The sequence below is a fragment of the Tabrizicola sp. genome (genome assembly GCF_041919135.1).
In the GTDB taxonomy this organism is placed as follows: Bacteria; Pseudomonadota; Alphaproteobacteria; order Rhodobacterales; family Rhodobacteraceae; genus Tabrizicola.
In genome coordinates this window covers 77,694-95,516 of the sequence record NZ_JAYRUJ010000007.1, presented here as the reverse complement: position 1 = coordinate 95,516, position 17,823 = coordinate 77,694, and the positions used below count along the sequence as shown (strand labels likewise).

The window sequence follows — 17,823 nt, the reverse complement described above, 5'->3', positions numbered from 1 at the left end:
CAGAGCCGCTCAGAACGGGATTTCGTCGTCCATGTCCGAGGACCGGCCGCCCCCGCCGCCCTGCGATCCGCCGCCAAAGCCGCCGCGGCCACCCTGCGACCCGCCACCGCCGTAGCCGCCACCGCCATAGCCGCCCTCGTCATGGCCGATGTCGCGGTCACCGCCCGCGCCGCCGCCCTCGCCCCGGCCGCCAAGCAGGGTCAGGTTGCCGGTGAAGGGCCGCAGCACGACTTCGGTCGAGTAACGGTCCTGGCCGGACTGGTCCTGCCATTTGCGCGTCTCGAGCTGCCCCTCGATATAGACGGAGCTGCCCTTGCGCAGATATTGCTCGGCGATCTTGGCCAGCGGTTCGCTGAAGATCGCGACCGAATGCCATTCGGTGCGTTCCTTGCGCTCGCCCGTGTTGCGGTCGCGCCAGGTTTCCGAGGTTGCGATGCGCAGGTTCACCACCTTGCCGCCGTTCTGGAAGCTGCGCGACTCGGGGTCTGCGCCAAGCCTGCCGATGAGGATGACCTTGTTGACCGACCCCGCCATGCGATTCTCCTGTTCTGGTCCGCGCCAGCATCGGGGCGGATGGTTTACAAATCCTATACCGGCGCCCCGGCACCGCTGCAACTCGGCTTGGATGCGGCCGAAATCGGCGGTTTCCCGCCCCGGGGGCGCGGCAGGGTGGGGAAAGCCCGCCGATTCGTGGCTGGAAAAATTCCTGCGCCCGGATATAGTCGCCCGCGACAAGAACAGGGGACGGGGTGTCAGGTGACGGCTTCCGGCACGGCAATCGCCAGGCTTGCGCTGGCCTTCGGGCTTTGTCTCGGCGGCGAAGCGGTGGCCGAGGGGCTGAAGCTCAGCGGCTCGACCAAGTCGCGGACGGCGATCTTCGCCTCGCAGGCCGACCTGATCGACCGCAAGCTGAAGAAGCAATACAGCGGCTCGGTCAAGTATACGCCCAAGTTCAAGGCCGGCGAGGCGGCGGCGGCCGAGACGGTGCCGAAGTTCCGCGGCAGCTACAAGGGCGAGTATCTCGAGGTCGCCAAGGCCGCCGCGCGCAAGCATGGCGTGCCCGAGGACCTGTTCCTGCGCCTGGTGCAGCGGGAGTCCGGCTGGAATCCCGGCGCGGTCAGCCACAAGGGGGCGACCGGGCTGGCGCAGCTGATGCCGGGGACGGCCTCGAAGCTGGGGGTGGACATCGACGACCCGGCCGAGAACCTGGACGGCGGCGCGCGCTATCTGCGGATGATGTACGACAAGTTCGGCAGCTGGCGGCTGGCGCTGGCCGCCTACAACGCCGGGCCCGGCGCGGTGGAGCAGCATGAGGGGATCCCGCCCTATGCCGAGACCGAGAATTACGTGAAGGCGATCCTGGGCTGAGGCGCCGCGCAGCGAGGTGATTCACCCACCCCAGCCCCGCCTATTCCGCGGCGATCTTGATCACCGGCTCCATCTTCTCCAGAACCTCGCGGGAGAGGTGGCACTTGATCTGGTGGCCGCCCTCCAGCACCTGCACCGGGGGCACCTCGCGGTCGCAGAGGCCGCCCGGCACCTGGGACTTCCAGCGGCAGCGGGTCTGGAACGGGCAGCCCGGCGGCGGGTTCATCGCCGAGGGGATGTCGCCCTCCAGCACGATGCGCTTGCGGGTGACATGGGTGTCGGCGATCGGCACGGCCGAGAGCAGCGCCTCGGTATAGGGGTGGTAGGGCGGGCTGAAGACCTGATCGGTCGTGCCCATCTCGACCACATGGCCGAGATACATCACCATCACCCGGTCGCTCAGATAGCGCACGATCCCGAGGTCGTGGCTGATGAACAGCAGGGTCGTGCGGTTCTCGCGCTGGATATCCATCAGAAGGTCGGTCACGGCGGCCTGCACGCTGACATCCAGCGCGCTGACCGGCTCGTCCGCCACCACCACCTTCGCGCCCCCGGCGAAGGCGCGCGCGATCCCCACCCGCTGCTTCTGCCCGCCGGACAGCTGGCGCGGCATCCGGTCCGCGAAGGCGCGCGGAAGCTTCACCAGGTCGAGAAGCTCCAGCATCCGCGCCTGGCGGTCGGCGTCGGTCTTGCCGAACTTGAAGATCTCCAGCGCGCGGATGATCTGCCGGCCCACGGTCATCGAGGGGTTGAGCGTGTCGAACGGGTTCTGGAACACCATCTGCACGCTGGAAACAGTGTCGGTGTTGCGCTTCTGGATCGGGGTCGACTGCACGTTCTCGTCAAACAGCATGATGCTGCCCGAGGTCGCCGTCTCCAGCCCCATCAGCACCTTGGCAAAGGTCGACTTGCCGCAGCCCGACTCGCCCACGATGGCCAGGGTCTCGCCCTCATGCGCCTCGAAGCTGAGGGTCTCGTTCGCCTTCACCACCTTCCTGGCCCCGCCGCCGAAAGCCCCGCCCGCGACCGAGTAGTATTTCTTCAGCTCCTCCATCTTCAGGACCACCGGGCCGACCTTCGCCTTTTCCTTCACCGCGCGCGCGGCCGGCGGGGCGGTCCAGTCGATCTCGTTCCAGCGCAAGCAGCGGGTTTCGTGCCGGTCGCTGCCGGGCACCGGAACCATCGGCACCTCGGCCGCGTCGCAGCGCCCCTGCTGGAAATAGTCGCAGCGCGGGCCGAAATTGCAGCCCGGCGGGCGTTCGTGCGGCAGCGGGAAGTTGCCGGGGATCGAGATCAGCGGCCGCGCGTTCTTGTCGGCGCCGGGCAGGGGGATCGAGCGGAAGAGCGCCTGGGTATAGGGGTGGCGCATCTCGTCGAAGACCTGTCCGACATTCCCGGTCTCCACCGCCTCGCCGGAATACATCACGCAGATGCGGTCGCAGACATCCATCACCAGGCCGAGGTTGTGGCTGATGAACAGCATCGAGGTGCCGTATCTCTCGCCCAGGTCCTTGACCAGATCGACGATCCCGGCCTCGACCGTCACGTCCAGCGCGGTGGTGGGCTCGTCCAGGATCAGCAGCGCCGGCTTGGCCATCAGCGCCATGGCGATCACGATGCGCTGCTGCTGGCCGCCGGAGAGCTGGTGCGGATAGGCTTCGAGGATCCGGTCGGGGTCGGGCAGGCGCACGTCGGCGACGATCTGGCGGGCGAGCTTCCACGCCTCGGCGCGGCCCATGCCGGAATGGATCATCGGCACCTCCGCGAGCTGCGCGCCGATCCGCATCGCGGGGTTCAGGCTGGCCATCGGCTCCTGGTAGATCATCGCGATCTCCGAGCCGCGGATGTGGCGCAGTTCCTCCTCGCCCATCCGGGTCAGGTCGCGGCCCTTGAAGCGGATGCTGCCGCCGGTGATCCGGCCGGTCTTGCCCAGCTCGCGCATCACCGCGAGGGCGACGGTGGACTTGCCGCAACCCGACTCGCCCACCAGCCCCATCGCCTCTCCCGGCATGACGGTGCAGGAGAAATCCATCACCGCCGGGATCTCGCGCAGGCGGGTGAAGAAGCTGATCGAGAGGTGCTCGATTTCCAGGATCGGTTTCGACGGGTCCCAGTCGGCCATGGTCGTCTCCTTTGGCGGGCGGCGGACCGGGGGTTTCACACCCCCGGACCCCCGTGGGATATTTGGAAACAGAAGAAGGGCATCAGTCCTTCAGGCTTTCTTCGCGCAACCCGTCGGCCAGGAGATTCAGGCCGAGGACCAGGCTCATCAGCGCAAGCGCGGGGGCGACGGCGGCATGGGGAAAGAGGACAAGCGTCTTGCGGCCGTCGTCGATGGTCGAGCCCCAGTCGGGACTGTCCGGCGCGACACCGAGGCCGAAGAAGCCGAGCGTGCCGAGCAGGATCGTGGTGTAGCCGATCCGGAGGCAGAAGTCCACGATCAGCGGCCCGCGCGCATTGGGCAGGATCTCCCACAGCATGATGTACCAGGGGCCCTCGCCCCGGGTCTGGCCCGCCGCCACATAGTCGCGCGCCTTGAGGTCCATCACGATGCCGCGCACGATGCGGAACACGGTGGGCGCGTTCACGAAGACCACCGAGACGAAGACGTTCAGGAGGTTCGGGTCCATCCGCCAGATCCCGAGCGGGTCCTTGTTGAAGGCAAGGCCGGAATAGGCCCAGAACCCCAGGACCAGCACCAGGCCGACATAGAGGTTGCGCTTCATCGGGTTGGTGAAGAAGCGCGCGTTCAGAAGCACGGTCAGGAAAAGGATCGGGAACAGGAACAGGACCGCGGCCATGGCGACCGGGATGCCGGTCAGCCGGATCTCGGGCGTGACCAGCAGGTAGAACAGCAGGATCACCGGGAAGGCCAGCACCAGGTTCGCGATGAACGACAGCGTGGTGTCGAGCCTGCCGCCGAAATAGCCCGCCGGCACCCCCAGGGTGATCCCGACCATGAAGGCAAAGAGCGTGGCCGGCGGCGCGATCGACAGGACCGAGCGCGCCCCCATCACCATCCGGCTGAAGACATCGCGGGCCAGGTGGTCGCCGCCCAGGAGGAAGTGGCTGTAGTCGCCCTCGGCCGCGCCTTTCAGGATCGTCCCCAGCGGCTTGTTCTTCATGCCCGAGAACTGGGCATAGGGGTCGAAGGTGACGATCTGGTCGGCGAAAAGCGCGGTGAAGACCCAGAACATCACGATGCCGAAGCCGATCATGCCGACCGGGCTGTCGAAGAGCTTGCCGTAAAGGCCAAGCCGCCGCTTGAAGGCGATGGAAAGGGCGAAGGTCGCGGCAAGCGCGATCCAGACCGGCAGGAACTGTGCCAGGATGCGGCCCAGGATGGCGGTATAGGCAAGGTTGTCCATCTCCGCGCCTCCCTTACGAAAGCCGGATGCGCGGGTTCAGGAAGACATAGCCGATGTCCGAGACAAGCTGGGTGACCAGCACCACGAACACCGCCACGACCGAACAGCCGAGCAGCAGGTTGATGTCGTTGTTGCCCGCGGCCTGGACCAGCGTCCAGCCGAAGCCCTTGTAGTTGAACAGGGTCTCGACGATCACCACGCCGTTCAGCAGCCAGGGGAACTGCAGCATGATCACCGTGAAGGGCGCGATCAAGGCGTTGCGCAATGCGTGTCGCATCACGACCTGGCCGAAGCTCACCCCCTTCAGCCGCGCGGTGCGGATGTATTGCGCGGTCATCACCTCGGTCATCGAGGCCCGCGTCATCCGCGCGATATAGCCGATGCCGTAAAGCGCGATGGTCATCACCGGCAGGGTGAAGCTCCAGAAGCTGATGCTGTCGGGCGAGGCGGCGCCGAGGAACAGGGTCTTGCCCTCGATCCAGCCCCATTTCGCCAGGAGGGGCGACAGGCCGGTGACCGGCGAGGCCAGGAGCGCCACCAGGATCACCCCCGAGACATATTCCGGCGTCGCGGTCGAGGCGATCGAGAAGGTGGAAAGCACCCGGTCGGTTCGCGACCCTTCGCGCATCCCCGAGACGACGCCGATCACCAGCGCCGAGGGCACCATGACGATCATCACCCAGAGCATCAGCCAGCCGGTCGCCCCCAGCATCCCGGCCAGCGCGGGCAGGACGGGCTTCTTGAAGAAGGTCGAATGGCCCCAGTCGCCCTGCAACACGCCGCAAAAGCGCGGGGCTGCGGCCGGGTCCTCTCCGGCCGCAAGGCAGCGGCCGCGCGCGACGCCCTTGTCGTCGGTGGCGGTCCAGCCCGGCACTACGCCAAGCCACTGGCCGTAGCGGGTGAAGACCGATCCGCCATGGCCGTTCTGCACGATCCAGGAGGCGACGGCCTCGTCGGACATGCGGACCGAGCCCTCGCTGCGGGCAAGCTTTTCCAGGTTGGGCGGCAGGTTGGTCAGGAAGAAGACCACGAAGGTCAGCACGAAGGCCGTCAGGACCATCAAGCCCAGGCGACGTGCGATGAAGGCTGGCATCGGATTACCTCTGCTCCATGCGGGCAAGGTGCGCTGCCGCGTGGCGGCACCGGCTAGGGCAAGCAGATATCGGCGAAGGGGCCGGGCGCCGAGACGCCCGGCCGGTCACCGGGTCAGGCAAGCGACCACTTGTAGTGCAGGTGGTCGTTCGACGGATGCCGCTCGACGTTCACGCCTTCGCGGGCATGGGCAAAGAGCGAGCGCCAGTAGGGCTGGATGATATAGCCCTCGTCCTGCAGGATCGCCTCCAGCTTGGCCATGACCTCGCGCCGGGCGTCGGCGTCGGCCAGGGCCAGGGCCTGCACCATGGCCGCGTCGAACTCGGGGTTCGACATGCCCGTCTCGTTCCACGAGCCGGTGGTGGTATAGGCGAGGCTCATGTTCTGCACCGCCAGCGGCCGGTGGTTCCAGGTCGTCGAGGAGAACGGATACTTCTGCCAGTCGTTCCAGAAGGTCGAGCCCGGCATGACCGTGTGCTTCACGTTCAGGCCGGCATCCTTCAGCTGCGCCACCACGGCGGCGGTGGTCGCCGCCTCGAAGCCGTCGTCCAGCGAGATCACCTCGAACTCGGCATCGCCAAGGCCGGCGGCCTGGACCGCGGGCACCAGCTTCGTCGGGTCGATCACCTGCGGCGGCAGGGCGGCGTATTCGGGGTGGATCGGGCAGGCATGGTGGTTCTCGGCCGTGGTGCCCAGGTTGTTGTAGCCCAGTTCCAGCACGACCTTCGGATCGACCGCCAGCTGGATCGCCTGGCGCACCGACTTGTCCTTGTAGAGGTCCGAGCTGGCCGAGTTCATCCGCACCACGAGGGTGGCCGCGGTGACGACCTCCAGCTTCTTCCAGCCCAGGGCGTCGAGTTGCTCGATGAAGTCGCCGGTGGTCTCGTAGTTGCAGTCGATCTCGCCCGCGGCGGCAAGGTTCACCATGGTCGAGGGGTCGGTGCCGAAGTCGATGTAGTGGATCTCGTCCAGGGGCGCGGTGCCGCCCCACCAGCTATGGTTCGGCGCGCGCACCAGGATCGCCTTCTGGCCGACCGAGACCTCCTGCGGGATGTAGGGCCCGGTGCCGACCGGGTTGGTCGCCGGATCCGAGCCGTCGACATAGCTGGAATGCATCACCGCGCAGGGATAGTCCGCGAGGTTCGGCACGATCGCCACGTCCGAGGAGGAGAGGTTCAGCTGGACCGTGGCATCGTCCACCTTGACCACCGCGCCCTCGCGCAGCTGCTTGGTCGTCTCGTCCGCCAGCGCCAGGAAGCGGCTTGCGGTCGAGTTGCCGTCGACGGTGCCGTCGGCCCAGCGGGCAAAGTTGCGCACCACGTCATCGGCGGTGAAATCGTCGCCGTTGTTCCACTTGACGCCCTGGCGCACCTTCAGCGTGTACTGGGTCGCGTCGGCATTGGCCTCCCAGCTTTCCAGCAGGCGCCCCTCGAAGGTGCCGTCGGCATTGTACTGGATCAGGTATTCCAGCCAGCCGCGGTAGATGTTCGAGATCTGCGGCCAGTCGGCGGTGCGCGGGTCCTTGGTGCCTTTCACTTCCATCGCGCAGCGGATCACGCCGCCGACCTTCGCCTCCTGCGCCTGGGCGGGGGCGGGCAGGCCGATCAGGCCGTAGGCGGCCGCGGCCGAAACGCCGAGCGCGGTCGAACGGGCCAGGAACTCGCGCCGGCTGAGCTTGCCGGCCGCGAACTCCTCGGCGTGCATCCGCGCGGCCGGATGGATCCGGGCGGAGTCGGTCTGATGGGTCATATGTCTCTCCCTGACTGGCTGTATCGTTATCGTTTTTGATTCCGGTTGCCCGAACCATCGGCAATCCCCGGCGCCGGGGTGCGAACCCCAGGTCAGGCCAGCCGCGTCTCCGCGCGTCCCCGGCCTGCATTGCGCAACTTTTTGGCCCTCACGTCAACGGCTGCTTTCGTCGCTTCTCGTAACGAACGCGACATGCGGCAGGGGCGGAATCCCGCCCTTTCGCGCAGGGATTGCAGTCAGATGCCGCGACGGAAGGCGGAAGGCGATTTCCCGGTCAGGTGCTGGAAGGCGCGGGTGAAATAGGCGGCCGAATTGAAGCCGAGCTGTTCGGCGATGCGCCCGACCGGCAGCCGCGTCTCGGACAAGAGCTTGCGCGCCTCGAAGATGCGGCGGTCCTGCAGAAGCGCGCTGGCCGGGCGGCCGCAGGCGGCATTGCAGCAGCGCGTCAGATGGGTGGGGGTGACGCCCAGGGCGGCGGCGAAATCGGCCACGCCCATGCCGGTGCGGAAGTTCCGCTCCAGGAGCGAGGTATAGCGCGTGACCAGGCGCCGTGTCGCGGTCGGGCGCGCCGCCTCGGCCGGGTCGGCCTTGCGGGCCTGGCGTTCCAGCCAGACGCCCAGGAGGCCCAGGTAATGCGTCGTCGCCCGGTCATGCGCGGGGGTGTCGCTTTCCAGCTCGCGCAGGATCGAATCGAGCAGGACATTGACCTCCTGCTGGGCATGGACCTCGCGGATGCGCAGGTGAAGCGGGGTTTGCGGCAGGACGACGTTGCTGTCGCGGCCGAAGAAGACCGCCGTGCCAAAGACCTGCGGCCCGGCCTCGAACCCGTGCATCACCCCGGCCGGAATGAAGATCGCGTTGTTCGTGGTATAGCCCCGCGTGACGCCCGCGATGGTGATCCGGCCCTGGCCCTTGGTGAACCACAGCAGGCAGGGTTCGGACAGCGAGCGCATCGCCTCGACCCGCCAGCGGCCGCCGGCCGAGAGGCGGGGGATGGCGACGAGGCGGACAGAGGAGGTGGGCGACGGGATGTTCATCGCGCTTGGACCCGGCTGGTGGAGCTGGCGCAAGTAAAGCAGCCCCGGCCGCCGATCCCAAGGGAAATCCGTCGTCCGGCCGGGGACTTGTCCACCGAAATCGTGATTTTCTGTGCACAACCCTGTGGATAAGCGGAAATCCGCGTAAAGAACGCGCCGCAACGCCATGTCAGGGCAGGGAAATCAGCCGCCATTCCTTCATGTTCGATCTGAACCAGGTCCGCTGCCGCTTGGCATATTGCCGGCTGGCCAGCCGGGCGGCCCCGACCGCCGCGTCCAGGGTGCATTCGCCGCGCAGATGCGCCACCAGCTCCGGCCCCCCGATCGCGCGCGAGGAGGGCAGGCGCGGGTTCCAATGCGCCAGGTTCGCCCGCGCCTCCTCGACCGCGCCTTCGACCAGCATGGCGGCGAAGCGGCGGTCGATGCGGTCGTTCAGCCATGGAACTTCCGGTGCAAGAACAAGGGCTTCCACCTGGTTCTGCGGCAACAGGGGCCTGGGCGTCTCGGCCTGCCAGGCCGCAAGCCCCCGGCCGGTGGCGCGCCAGACCTCCCAGGCGCGCTGGACGCGGACGCCGTTCAGCGGGTCGATCCGGGCCCGCGTCGCGGGGTCAAGCTCGGCCAGGAGGGCGGCGCGGCCTTCGGCCTGCATCCGGGCGTCGGCCTCGGCCCGGACCGGGGGCGGGACTTCGGGGATCTCGGCCAGGCCACGGGTCAAGGCATTGAAATTCAAGCCGGTTCCCCCCACGATCACCACGGGCCGGGCAAGAAGCGGCGCCACCTCGCGCAGCCAGTGGCCGGCGGAATAGGGCGCGTCGCGGGGGACATGGCCGTAAAGCGCATGGGGCAGGGCTGCCTCATCCGCCAGAGAGGGGCGGGCAGTAAGAATGCGCCAGTTATCATAGACTTGCAGCGCGTCGGCATTCACGACCAGCCGCCCGTCGCGCGCGGCAAGCGCCATCGCCAGGGCGGATTTGCCGCTGGCGGTGGGGCCGGCGATCAGGACCGGCGCCTCGCGCGAGATGTCGTCGATCCGCAAGCCGATCCCCCGTTGAACCTGCCGCGGTTTTGCGACATTTTGCGGCCCAGTCCAAACACAAAACGATATGCAGAGGGTGCCATGTCCGAACAGGCCACCAAATACAGCCGTGTGATGCTCAAGATCTCGGGCGAGGCGCTGATGGGAGACCAGGGCTATGGCCTGCATCCGCCGACCGTCGCCCGCATCGCCGAGGAGGTGAAGTCGGTCCGCGACATGGGGGTCGAGATCTGCATGGTGATCGGCGGCGGCAACATTTTCAGGGGCTTGCAGGGCAGCGCCCAGGGGATGGAGCGCACGACGGCCGACTACATGGGGATGCTGGCCACGGTGATGAACGCGCTGGCGATGCAGTCGGCGCTGGAGGCGATCGGTGTGTTTACCAGGGTGATCAGCGCGATCCCGATGGACCAGGTCTGCGAGCCCTATATCCGCCGCCGCGCGGTCCGGCACCTGGAGAAGAAGCGGGTCTGCATCTTCGCCGCGGGCACCGGCAACCCCTATTTCACCACCGACACCGCGGCCACGCTGCGCGCCAGCGAGATGGCCTGCCAGGCGATCTTCAAGGGCACCAAGGTGGACGGGGTCTATGACAAGGACCCGAAAAAGCACGCCGATGCAAAGCGTTACGAGCATGTCACCTATGACGAGGTGCTGGAGAAGCACCTGGGCGTGATGGATGCCACCGCCATCGCGCTGGCCCGCGACAACGACCTGCCGATCATCGTCTTCAGCCTGGACGAGCCGGGCGGCTTCCGGGGAATCCTTTCGGGGCAGGGGACCTATACCCGGGTGCAGGGCTGATCCGGCCGGAAAGCGCCGGACGGCTGCCTTCCGTCTGGCATCCGTCTGGCATCCGTCTGGCACCTGCGCGCCGCGACCCGCGTTAACCGGATCGCGATCCGGGCCGCGCCGAACCGGCGCTTTGGCCTATACCCGAGGCCCGTGGCTCTGCTATAGAGCCGGAAAACCGCCGGGCCGATCCCGGCAGTGAAGGTAAGGAACATGTCCCATGGCACATGAAGAGATCGAGATCGACACCGACGACCTGCAGCGCCGGATGGATGGCGCGATGACCGCGCTGCGGCACGAATTCGCCAGCCTGCGCACCGGGCGCGCCTCGGCCTCGATCGTCGATCCGATCCAGGTGGACGCCTATGGCCAGATGACCCCGATCAACCAGCTGGGCACGGTGAACGTGCCGGAACCCCGGATGGTGGTGATCAACGTCTGGGACAAGGCGATGATCGGCAAGGTCGAGCGCGCGATCCGCGAGAGCGGCATCGGCATCAACCCGGTGACCGACGGCCCGCTGATCCGCCTGCCGATCCCCGAGCTGAACGAGGAGCGCCGCAAGCAATTGTCCAAGGTCGCGGCGGGCTATGCCGAAAGCGCCAAGGTCGCGATCCGCAACGTGCGCCGCGACGGGATGGACCAGATCAAGAAGGCCAAGGCCGCCGGCATGGGCGAGGACGACCAGAAGATCTGGTCCGAGGAAGTGCAGGAGATGACCGACAAGGCCATCGCCGCCGTGGACAAGGCGCTGGAGGCCAAGCAGGCCGAGATCATGCAGGTCTGAGGCGGGGTCGGGCGGGTGTCGAAGGATCTGGCAAGCGACGCCGCCCTGCGGCCGGTCAATCATCTGGCGATCATCATGGACGGCAACGGCCGCTGGGCCACCAATCGCGGCCTGCCGCGGCTGGTCGGCCACCGGCGTGGGGCCGCGCGGGTGAGCGAGATCGTCAAGGCCGCCCCCGACCTCGGGGTGAAGTGGCTGACGCTCTACGCCTTCTCGACCGAGAACTGGAAACGCTCGACCGAGGAAGTGCTGGGCCTGATGGCGATCTTCGCCCGCTATATCGAGCGCGAGGCCGACCGGCTGGCCAAGGCCGGGGTGCGGATGCGCTTCATCGGCGACCGGGGGCGGCTGGATCCAAGGTTGCAGCGGCTGATGGCCGGGATCGAGGCGCGGACCGCCGGCTGCGAGCGGCTGAACCTGACGGTGGCGGTGAACTACGGCGGAAGGGACGAGATCCTGCGCGCCGCCCGCAAGCTCGCCGAGGATGTGGCCGCGGGCCTGCTGGACCCGCGCCACCTGACCGAGGGCGCCCTTGCCGGGCGGCTGGACACGGCGGGCCTGCCGGACCCCGACCTGGTGCTGCGCACCAGCGGCGAGACGCGGACCTCGAACTTCCTGCCCTGGCAGGCGGCCTATTCCGAATACGAATTCACCGGCACGCTCTGGCCCGATTTCACGCCCGAGGAACTGGCCGGCATCATCGCGCGCTTCGGCAACCGCGAGCGCCGGTTCGGAGGCGTGCTGAAATGACCGGCATGGACCCTTCGTCGGGCTCGATCCCCCCCGGCCGCCCGGTCGGGCGCTGGGAGGACCTGCGCAAGCGGGTGCTGTCGGCCGTGGTGCTGGTCGCGGTCGGCGGGGCCGAGATCTGGCTGGGCGGGCCGTCCTTCGCGGCGCTGGTGGTGCTTCTGATCGGGGCGATGGTCTGGGAGCTGGCGACGATGACCGCGCCCGAGCATCGGCTGACGCCGCTGGCCCTGGGCGGGCTGGCGGGCCTGTGCCTGGCGGCGGAGCTTTGGCTGGACGATCCCTTCGCCACGGTGCTGCTGCTGGTGCCGGCGCTGGCCATCGCGCTGACCGACCGGCGCGACCGGCGGCTGTCCAGCCTTTATTCGGTCGCGATCATGGTGGCGGGCTACGGGCTGGTCGATCTGCGGGCGACGGCGGGGACGCCGGCGATCCTGTGGCTGGTGCTGATCGTCATGGCCTCGGACGTGCTGGGCTATTTCGTCGGCCGGATCGTCGGCGGGCCGAAGTTCTGGCCGAGGATCAGCCCGAAGAAGACCTGGAGCGGCACCCTGGCCGGCTGGATCGGGGCGGCGGGCGTGGGCCTTGGCTTCTGGGCGCTGGGACATGGCGGGCCGGGGCTGGTGCTGCTGTCGGCGCTGGTCGCCCTGGCCGGGCAGATGGGCGACATCTGGGAAAGCTGGATCAAGCGGCGCTGCGGGGTGAAGGATGCCTCCAGCCTGATTCCGGGCCATGGCGGGGTGCTGGACCGTTTCGATGCGCTGATCCTGGCCATCGTGGCGGTGATGGTGCTGGGACTGTTCTTCAACCTGCCCCTGCCGGGGACGGTGGCCGGCTGATGCGCAGCGTGTCGGTCTTCGGGGTCACCGGCTCGATCGGGGCGCAGACGCTGGACCTTCTGCGCCGCGCCGGCGGGGCGGGGGCGTTCCGGGTGGTGGCGCTGACCGGGGGGCGGAACCTGGCCGCCCTGGCCGAGGCGGCGCGCGAGTTCCGGGCCGAGGTGGCGGTCTGCGCGGATGAGGGCGGGCTGGCGGAGCTGCGCGAGCGGCTGGCGGGTTCGGGCGTGGCGGCGGCGGCCGGGGCGGCGGCGATCGCCGAGGCGGCGGACCGCCCGGCCGACTGGGTGATGAGCGCGATCGTCGGCGCGGCGGGGCTGGTGCCGGGGCTGCGGGCGCTGCGGCACGGCGGGGTGCTGGCGCTGGCGAACAAGGAATCGCTGGTCACGGCGGGGCCCTTGCTGATGGCCGAGGCGGCGGCGCATGGCGCGCGGATCCTGCCGGTGGACAGCGAGCATTCGGCGATCTTCCAGGCGCTGGCGGGCGAGGAGATCGCGGCGGTCGAGCGGATCATCCTGACCGCGAGCGGGGGCGCCTTGCGCGACTGGCCGCTGGAGCGGCTGGCGGGGGCCACGGTCGACGAGGCGCTGGCGCATCCGAACTGGGCGATGGGGCAGCGGATCACCATCGACAGCGCCTCGATGTTCAACAAGGCGCTGGAAGTCATCGAGACGCGCGAGTTCTTCGGGGTCGAGCCGGGGCAGGTCGAGGTCATCCTCCATCCCGAAAGCCTGGTCCACTCGCTGGTCGGCTTCCGCGACGGGGCGATCATGGCGCATATGGGGGCGCCGGACATGCGGCACTCGATCGGCTATGCGCTGAACTGGCCCCGGCGCGAGGCGCTGCCGGTGGCGCGGCTGGACCTGGCGCAGGTGGCGAGCCTGACCTTCCGCGCCCCGGACGAGGCGCGCTATCCGGCGCTGCGCCTTGCGCGCGAGGTGATGGCGCGGCGCGGGCTGGCGGGGGCGGCGTTCAACGCGGCCAAGGAGGCGGCGCTGGACCAGTTCCTGGCCGGGGCCATCGGCTTCATGGACATGGCGGGGGTGGTCGAGGCCACGCTGGAGGCGCTGGAGCCGGAGATGGGCGCGGCAAATCTGCCGCGGGGCCTTGAGGATGTGCTGCGGATGGACCATCTCGCACGGCAGAGGGCCGGCGAGATCGCCGCCCGGATCGCAGGAGGCCGCTGAGGCATGGATTTCTTCGCAACCCTCGGCGCGGCGGTCGGCGGCACGGCCTGGACGACCTTCTTCTTCATCCTGGCGCTGTCGGTCATCGTCTTCGTCCATGAATACGGCCACTACATCGTCGGCCGCTGGTCGGGCATCCATGCCGAGGTCTTCAGCCTGGGCTTCGGCCCGGTGGTCTGGGCGCGGCGCGACCGGCGCGGCACGCAATGGCAGATCGCGGCCATTCCCTTCGGCGGCTACGTCAAGTTCCTGGGCGATGCCGATGCAAGCTCGGTCCGGCCGGGCGATGTCTCGGGCCTGAGCGCCGCGGAGAAGCGGCACACGATGGCGGGCGCGCCGCTCTGGGCGCGGACCGCGACCGTGGCGGCGGGGCCGGTGGCCAATTTCATCCTGACCTTCGCCCTTCTCGTCGCGATGGCCGTGGCCTTCGGCGTCCCGCGCGAGGAGCCGACCGTGGGCGAGGTCCGCGCCTTTCCGTTCGAAGGCCCCTCGCTGCAACCGGGCGACGTGATCACCGCGATCGAGGGCCGCCCGACCCCCGACGCCGCCGCCTTCGGCGCCGCGGTCGAGAACCTGCCGGTCGAGCGGGTGATGGAGTACACCGTCCGCCGGGGCGACCAGACGCTGGAGGTCGAGGGGCCGCATCTGCACGCGCCCATCGTCGGCTCGGTCGTGATCCGCTCGGCGGCCATCGACGCGGGGCTCGAGGAGGGCGACGTGATCCTGTCGCTGGACGGGCGTGAGATCACCACCTTCCTGCAACTGCGCGAGATCGTGCAGCAAAGCGAGGGCCGCGCGCTGCCGATGCGGGTCTGGCGCAAGGGCGAGACCTTCGACCTGACGCTGACCCCGCGCCTGCGCACCACCGAGGACGATGGCGGGCAGCTGGTGGACCGCTACCAGATCGGCATCTTCGCCGGGCTCGCCTTCGAATTCGCCACCCGCAGCGTCGGCCCTTGGGAGGCGGTGACGCTGGCGGGCAGCCAGGTGGCGGGGATGGTCGGCTCGACCTTCTCGGGGTTGTGGAACATCGTCTCGGGGCAGATCACCAGCTGCAACCTGTCCGGCCCGATCGGCATGGCGGAAAGCATGGGCGACGCGGCGCGGATCGGGGGCGAGAGCTTCCTTCTGATGCTGGCGGTCATGTCGCTGGGGGTGGGGATCCTGAACCTGTTCCCGATCCCGGTGCTGGATGGCGGGCATCTGGTGTTCTACGCCTATGAGGCGGTGATGCGCCGCCCGCCGCCGGACCGGGCGCTGCGGGCGCTGATGATGGCGGGGATGACCATCGTCATCGGCATCATGCTGTTCGCGCTGTCGCGCGACCTGCTTTGCGTCTGAGGCGGGCGGGGCCTGGCCCTGGGCATCCTCACCACAACATCTGGGAAAGTGGCCCGGAGCAAGCGCAGGCTTTTGACAAGGCTTGCCTTTCCCGCTAGTCAATTCGCAAAGCAGATTTACGGCGAGGACCCGACATGCATAAGACCCATCGCGCGGCCACGGAACGGTCGTCCAGGGCCAAGGCACGGGCGCGTCTGCTGGCGACGGCGCTTTTCATCGGCGGGGCAACGGCTTCGCAGCCGTTCCTCAGCCCGGCCTTTGCGCAGGTCTTTTCGTTTTCGAACGTGACGATCGAGGGCAACGAGCGCGTCGATGCCGCCACGATCCTGAACTATGCCGGAATCAGCCGCGGGCAGGAGGTCTCGGCCGCGGCGCTGAACGACGCCTACCAGCGCATCGCCAACTCGGGCCTGTTCGAGAAGGTCGAGCTGGTGCCGCAGGGCTCGACCCTGGTGATCCGGGTCACGGAATACCCGATCGTCAACGTCATCAACTTCGAGGGCAACAAGCGGATCAAGGACGAGCAGCTGGCCGAGCTGGTGCAAAGCCAGTCGCGCCGGGTCTATTCGCCGACCACGGCGGAATCCGACGCCGCCGCCATCGCCGAGGCCTATCGCGTCCAGGGCCGCCTGGCCGCCTCGGTCACGCCGAAGATCATCCGCCGGTCGGAAAACCGGGTGGACCTGGTGTTCGAGATCGCCGAGGGCAAGGTGGTCGAGAACGAGCGGATCTCCTTCGTCGGCAACCGCGCCTTCAGCGACCGCCGCCTGCGCCAGGTGCTTGAGACCAAGCAGGCCGGCTTCCTGCGCAACCTGATCCGCCGCGACACCTTCGTGGCCGAGCGGCTGGAACTGGACAAGAAGATGCTGACCGACTTCTACCAGTCGCGCGGCTATATCGACGTCCAGGTCACCGACGCCAGCGCCGAGCTGAGCCGCGAGCGGGACGCCACCTTCGTCACCTATACCATCCGCGAGGGCCTGCCCTACAAGATCGGCAAGGTCACCGTCGTCTCGGAGGTCGAGGGGGTGGATGCCGCCGCATATGAGGAAGCGGCCCGGATCCGCACCGGCCAGACCTATTCGCCGCTCTTGATTGACAACAACATCACCCGGATGGAGACGCTGGCGCTGAAGCAGGGCCTGAACTTCGTCCGGGTCGAGCCGCGCGTCACCCGCGACGACCGCAACCAGGCGGTGGACATAGAGTTCGCCGTGGTCCGCGGCGAGCGCGTCTTTGTCGAGCGCATCGACATCGAGGGCAACGCGACCACCCTGGACCAGGTGATCCGCCGCCAGTTCCGCACCGTCGAGGGCGATCCCCTGAACCCGCGCGAGATCCGCCAGTCGGCGGAGCGGATCCGGGCGCTCGGCTTCTTCTCGGATGCCAAGGTCAATGCCGAGCCGGGATCCTCGCCCGACCAGGTGGTGGTGAACGTGGATGTCGAGGAACAGCCGACCGGCTCTCTCACCTTCGGCCTCAGCTATTCGGTGGCCAGCGGCACCGGATTCAACATCGGCTTCTCGGAGAAGAACTTCCTGGGCCGGGGGCAGGCGCTGTCGCTGTCGCTGAACTCGGGCACCAGCAACCAGAACTCCAGCTTCAGCTTCACCGAGCCGGCGCTGCTGGGCCGCGACCTGAGCTTCTCGGTCGGGGGCTATTACCGGACCAGCGACTACGACAATGCCAAGTATGACACCCGCAATATCGGGCTGACCACCGGCATCGGCTTTCCGGTGGGCGAACAGTCGAAGCTGGACCTGCGGCTGCGCGTCTCGGAGGACAAGCTGGACAATGTCGACCCGGCCAGCTCTCCCATCATCCAGGCCGAGGCGGTCATCCCGGCGCTGAAGACCTTCTCGCTGGGCTATGCCTATGAATACGACAACCGCATCACCGGGCTGAACCCGAAGGGCGGCGTGCTGCTGCGCTTTGGCCAGGATTTCGCCGGGCTGGGCGGCGATACCGAATATATCGAGACCACGGCGCTGGCCCTGGCCGAGACCAAGATCATGAACGAGGAAGTCACCGTCCGCGCGATCTTCGAGGGCGGGGCGATCCATTCGCTGGGCGACACCAGCAGCCGGGTGACCGAACGCTATTTCGGCAACGGCAAGATCCGCGGCTTCGAGCCGAACGGCATCGGCCCGCGCGACCTGAACGCGGTGAACGAGGATGCGCTTGGCGGCAACCTGTTCGCCGTCGCCCGCTTCGAGGCCGATTTCCCGCTGGGCCTGCCCGAGGAATACGGCATCACCGGCGGGGCCTTCCTGGACGTCGGCTCGGTCTGGAGCCTGGACAACACGACCGGGGCGGGCGGCGTCGAGGTGGACGACAGCTTCATCCCGCGCGCCACCGTGGGCCTGTCGGTGTTCTGGAGCACGCCGATCGGCCCGCTGCGCTTCAACTTCAGCCATGCGCTGAAGAAGGAAGACTACGACAAGGAACAGAGCTTCGACCTGACCATCTCGACGCGGTTCTGA

General features: G+C 68.2%; 15 protein-coding genes. 8 read left to right on the top strand and 7 right to left on the bottom strand.

All coding sequences use genetic code 11. The features are described 5' to 3' along the window. Nucleotides 1-9 precede the first annotated feature (9 nt). Nucleotides 10-534, bottom strand: a complete 525-nt coding sequence (ssb, locus tag ACE3UA_RS07460; RefSeq protein ID WP_374643790.1) for a single-stranded DNA-binding protein — start codon at nucleotides 532-534, stop codon at nucleotides 10-12. Nucleotides 535-756: 222 nt separating this feature from the next. On the opposite strand from ssb, the gene ACE3UA_RS07455 reads away from it, so the two are divergent. Next, complete coding sequence (locus tag ACE3UA_RS07455) at nucleotides 757-1,368, top strand: lytic transglycosylase domain-containing protein (protein WP_374643789.1); 612 nt, start codon at nucleotides 757-759, stop codon at nucleotides 1,366-1,368. Nucleotides 1,369-1,408: 40 nt separating this feature from the next. Here ACE3UA_RS07455 and ACE3UA_RS07450 read toward each other — a convergent pair whose 3' ends face one another. From ACE3UA_RS07450 to miaA, 6 genes are all read right to left on the bottom strand, one after another. Beyond that, nucleotides 1,409-3,490, bottom strand: coding sequence for a dipeptide ABC transporter ATP-binding protein (locus ACE3UA_RS07450; protein ID WP_374643788.1), 2,082 nt, complete (start codon nucleotides 3,488-3,490; stop codon nucleotides 1,409-1,411). An 82-nt stretch (nucleotides 3,491-3,572) separates the two neighbouring features. Next, on the bottom strand, nucleotides 3,573-4,736 hold the full coding sequence (locus ACE3UA_RS07445; protein WP_374643787.1) for an ABC transporter permease: 1,164 nt from the start codon (nucleotides 4,734-4,736) through the stop codon (nucleotides 3,573-3,575). 13 nt (nucleotides 4,737-4,749) lie between these two features. Beyond that, the gene (locus ACE3UA_RS07440) at nucleotides 4,750-5,829 is read right to left on the bottom strand and encodes an ABC transporter permease (RefSeq protein WP_374643786.1); all 1,080 of its coding nucleotides are present in this window, start codon (nucleotides 5,827-5,829) and stop codon (nucleotides 4,750-4,752) included. 113 nt (nucleotides 5,830-5,942) lie between these two features. Continuing rightward, on the bottom strand, nucleotides 5,943-7,577 hold the full coding sequence (locus tag ACE3UA_RS07435) for an ABC transporter substrate-binding protein (RefSeq protein ID WP_374643785.1): 1,635 nt from the start codon (nucleotides 7,575-7,577) through the stop codon (nucleotides 5,943-5,945). A gap of 236 nt (nucleotides 7,578-7,813) precedes the next feature. After that, nucleotides 7,814-8,614 carry an AraC family transcriptional regulator gene (locus ACE3UA_RS07430; RefSeq protein ID WP_374643784.1) on the bottom strand — a complete coding sequence of 267 codons (801 nt, stop codon included), beginning with the start codon at nucleotides 8,612-8,614 and terminating at the stop codon, nucleotides 7,814-7,816. Between the two features lie 169 nt (nucleotides 8,615-8,783). Then, complete coding sequence (gene miaA, locus ACE3UA_RS07425) at nucleotides 8,784-9,650, bottom strand: tRNA (adenosine(37)-N6)-dimethylallyltransferase MiaA (protein ID WP_374643783.1); 867 nt, start codon at nucleotides 9,648-9,650, stop codon at nucleotides 8,784-8,786. An 81-nt stretch (nucleotides 9,651-9,731) separates the two neighbouring features. On the opposite strand from miaA, the gene pyrH reads away from it, so the two are divergent. From pyrH to bamA, 7 genes are all read left to right on the top strand, one after another. Beyond that, nucleotides 9,732-10,454, top strand: a complete 723-nt coding sequence (gene pyrH / locus ACE3UA_RS07420; RefSeq protein ID WP_197642969.1) for a UMP kinase — start codon at nucleotides 9,732-9,734, stop codon at nucleotides 10,452-10,454. Nucleotides 10,455-10,662: 208 nt separating this feature from the next. Beyond that, the gene (gene frr, locus ACE3UA_RS07415) at nucleotides 10,663-11,229 is read left to right on the top strand and encodes a ribosome recycling factor (protein WP_197642968.1); all 567 of its coding nucleotides are present in this window, start codon (nucleotides 10,663-10,665) and stop codon (nucleotides 11,227-11,229) included. 75 nt (nucleotides 11,230-11,304) lie between these two features. Then, nucleotides 11,305-11,979, top strand: a complete 675-nt coding sequence (gene uppS / locus ACE3UA_RS07410) for a polyprenyl diphosphate synthase (protein ID WP_197643052.1) — start codon at nucleotides 11,305-11,307, stop codon at nucleotides 11,977-11,979. Next, complete coding sequence (locus ACE3UA_RS07405) at nucleotides 11,976-12,815, top strand: phosphatidate cytidylyltransferase (protein ID WP_242070122.1); 840 nt, start codon at nucleotides 11,976-11,978, stop codon at nucleotides 12,813-12,815. Before uppS ends, ACE3UA_RS07405 begins: the two co-directional genes overlap by 4 nt. Then, complete coding sequence (gene dxr, locus ACE3UA_RS07400; protein ID WP_374643782.1) at nucleotides 12,815-13,999, top strand: 1-deoxy-D-xylulose-5-phosphate reductoisomerase; 1,185 nt, start codon at nucleotides 12,815-12,817, stop codon at nucleotides 13,997-13,999. Before ACE3UA_RS07405 ends, dxr begins: the two co-directional genes overlap by 1 nt. A 3-nt stretch (nucleotides 14,000-14,002) precedes the next feature. Continuing rightward, nucleotides 14,003-15,340: an RIP metalloprotease RseP gene (gene rseP, locus ACE3UA_RS07395; RefSeq protein WP_374643781.1), complete on the top strand. Its 1,338-nt coding sequence runs from the start codon at nucleotides 14,003-14,005 to the stop codon at nucleotides 15,338-15,340. 134 nt (nucleotides 15,341-15,474) lie between these two features. Then, nucleotides 15,475-17,823, top strand: coding sequence for an outer membrane protein assembly factor BamA (gene bamA / locus ACE3UA_RS07390; protein WP_374643780.1), 2,349 nt, complete (start codon nucleotides 15,475-15,477; stop codon nucleotides 17,821-17,823).

Coding starts and splice junctions, on each gene's coding strand:
- ACE3UA_RS07405 (WP_242070122.1), top strand. CDS start 11,976: ATGACCGGCATGGACCCTTCGTCGGGCTCGATCCCCCCCGGCCGCCCG.
- ACE3UA_RS07445 (WP_374643787.1), bottom strand. CDS start 4,736: ATGGACAACCTTGCCTATACCGCCATCCTGGGCCGCATCCTGGCACAG.
- frr (WP_197642968.1), top strand. CDS start 10,663: ATGGCACATGAAGAGATCGAGATCGACACCGACGACCTGCAGCGCCGG.
- rseP (WP_374643781.1), top strand. CDS start 14,003: ATGGATTTCTTCGCAACCCTCGGCGCGGCGGTCGGCGGCACGGCCTGG.
- ACE3UA_RS07430 (WP_374643784.1), bottom strand. CDS start 8,614: ATGAACATCCCGTCGCCCACCTCCTCTGTCCGCCTCGTCGCCATCCCC.
- ssb (WP_374643790.1), bottom strand. CDS start 534: ATGGCGGGGTCGGTCAACAAGGTCATCCTCATCGGCAGGCTTGGCGCA.
- pyrH (WP_197642969.1), top strand. CDS start 9,732: ATGTCCGAACAGGCCACCAAATACAGCCGTGTGATGCTCAAGATCTCG.
- bamA (WP_374643780.1), top strand. CDS start 15,475: ATGCATAAGACCCATCGCGCGGCCACGGAACGGTCGTCCAGGGCCAAG.
- dxr (WP_374643782.1), top strand. CDS start 12,815: ATGCGCAGCGTGTCGGTCTTCGGGGTCACCGGCTCGATCGGGGCGCAG.
- ACE3UA_RS07450 (WP_374643788.1), bottom strand. CDS start 3,490: ATGGCCGACTGGGACCCGTCGAAACCGATCCTGGAAATCGAGCACCTC.
- uppS (WP_197643052.1), top strand. CDS start 11,305: ATGGACGGCAACGGCCGCTGGGCCACCAATCGCGGCCTGCCGCGGCTG.
- ACE3UA_RS07435 (WP_374643785.1), bottom strand. CDS start 7,577: ATGACCCATCAGACCGACTCCGCCCGGATCCATCCGGCCGCGCGGATG.
- ACE3UA_RS07440 (WP_374643786.1), bottom strand. CDS start 5,829: ATGCCAGCCTTCATCGCACGTCGCCTGGGCTTGATGGTCCTGACGGCC.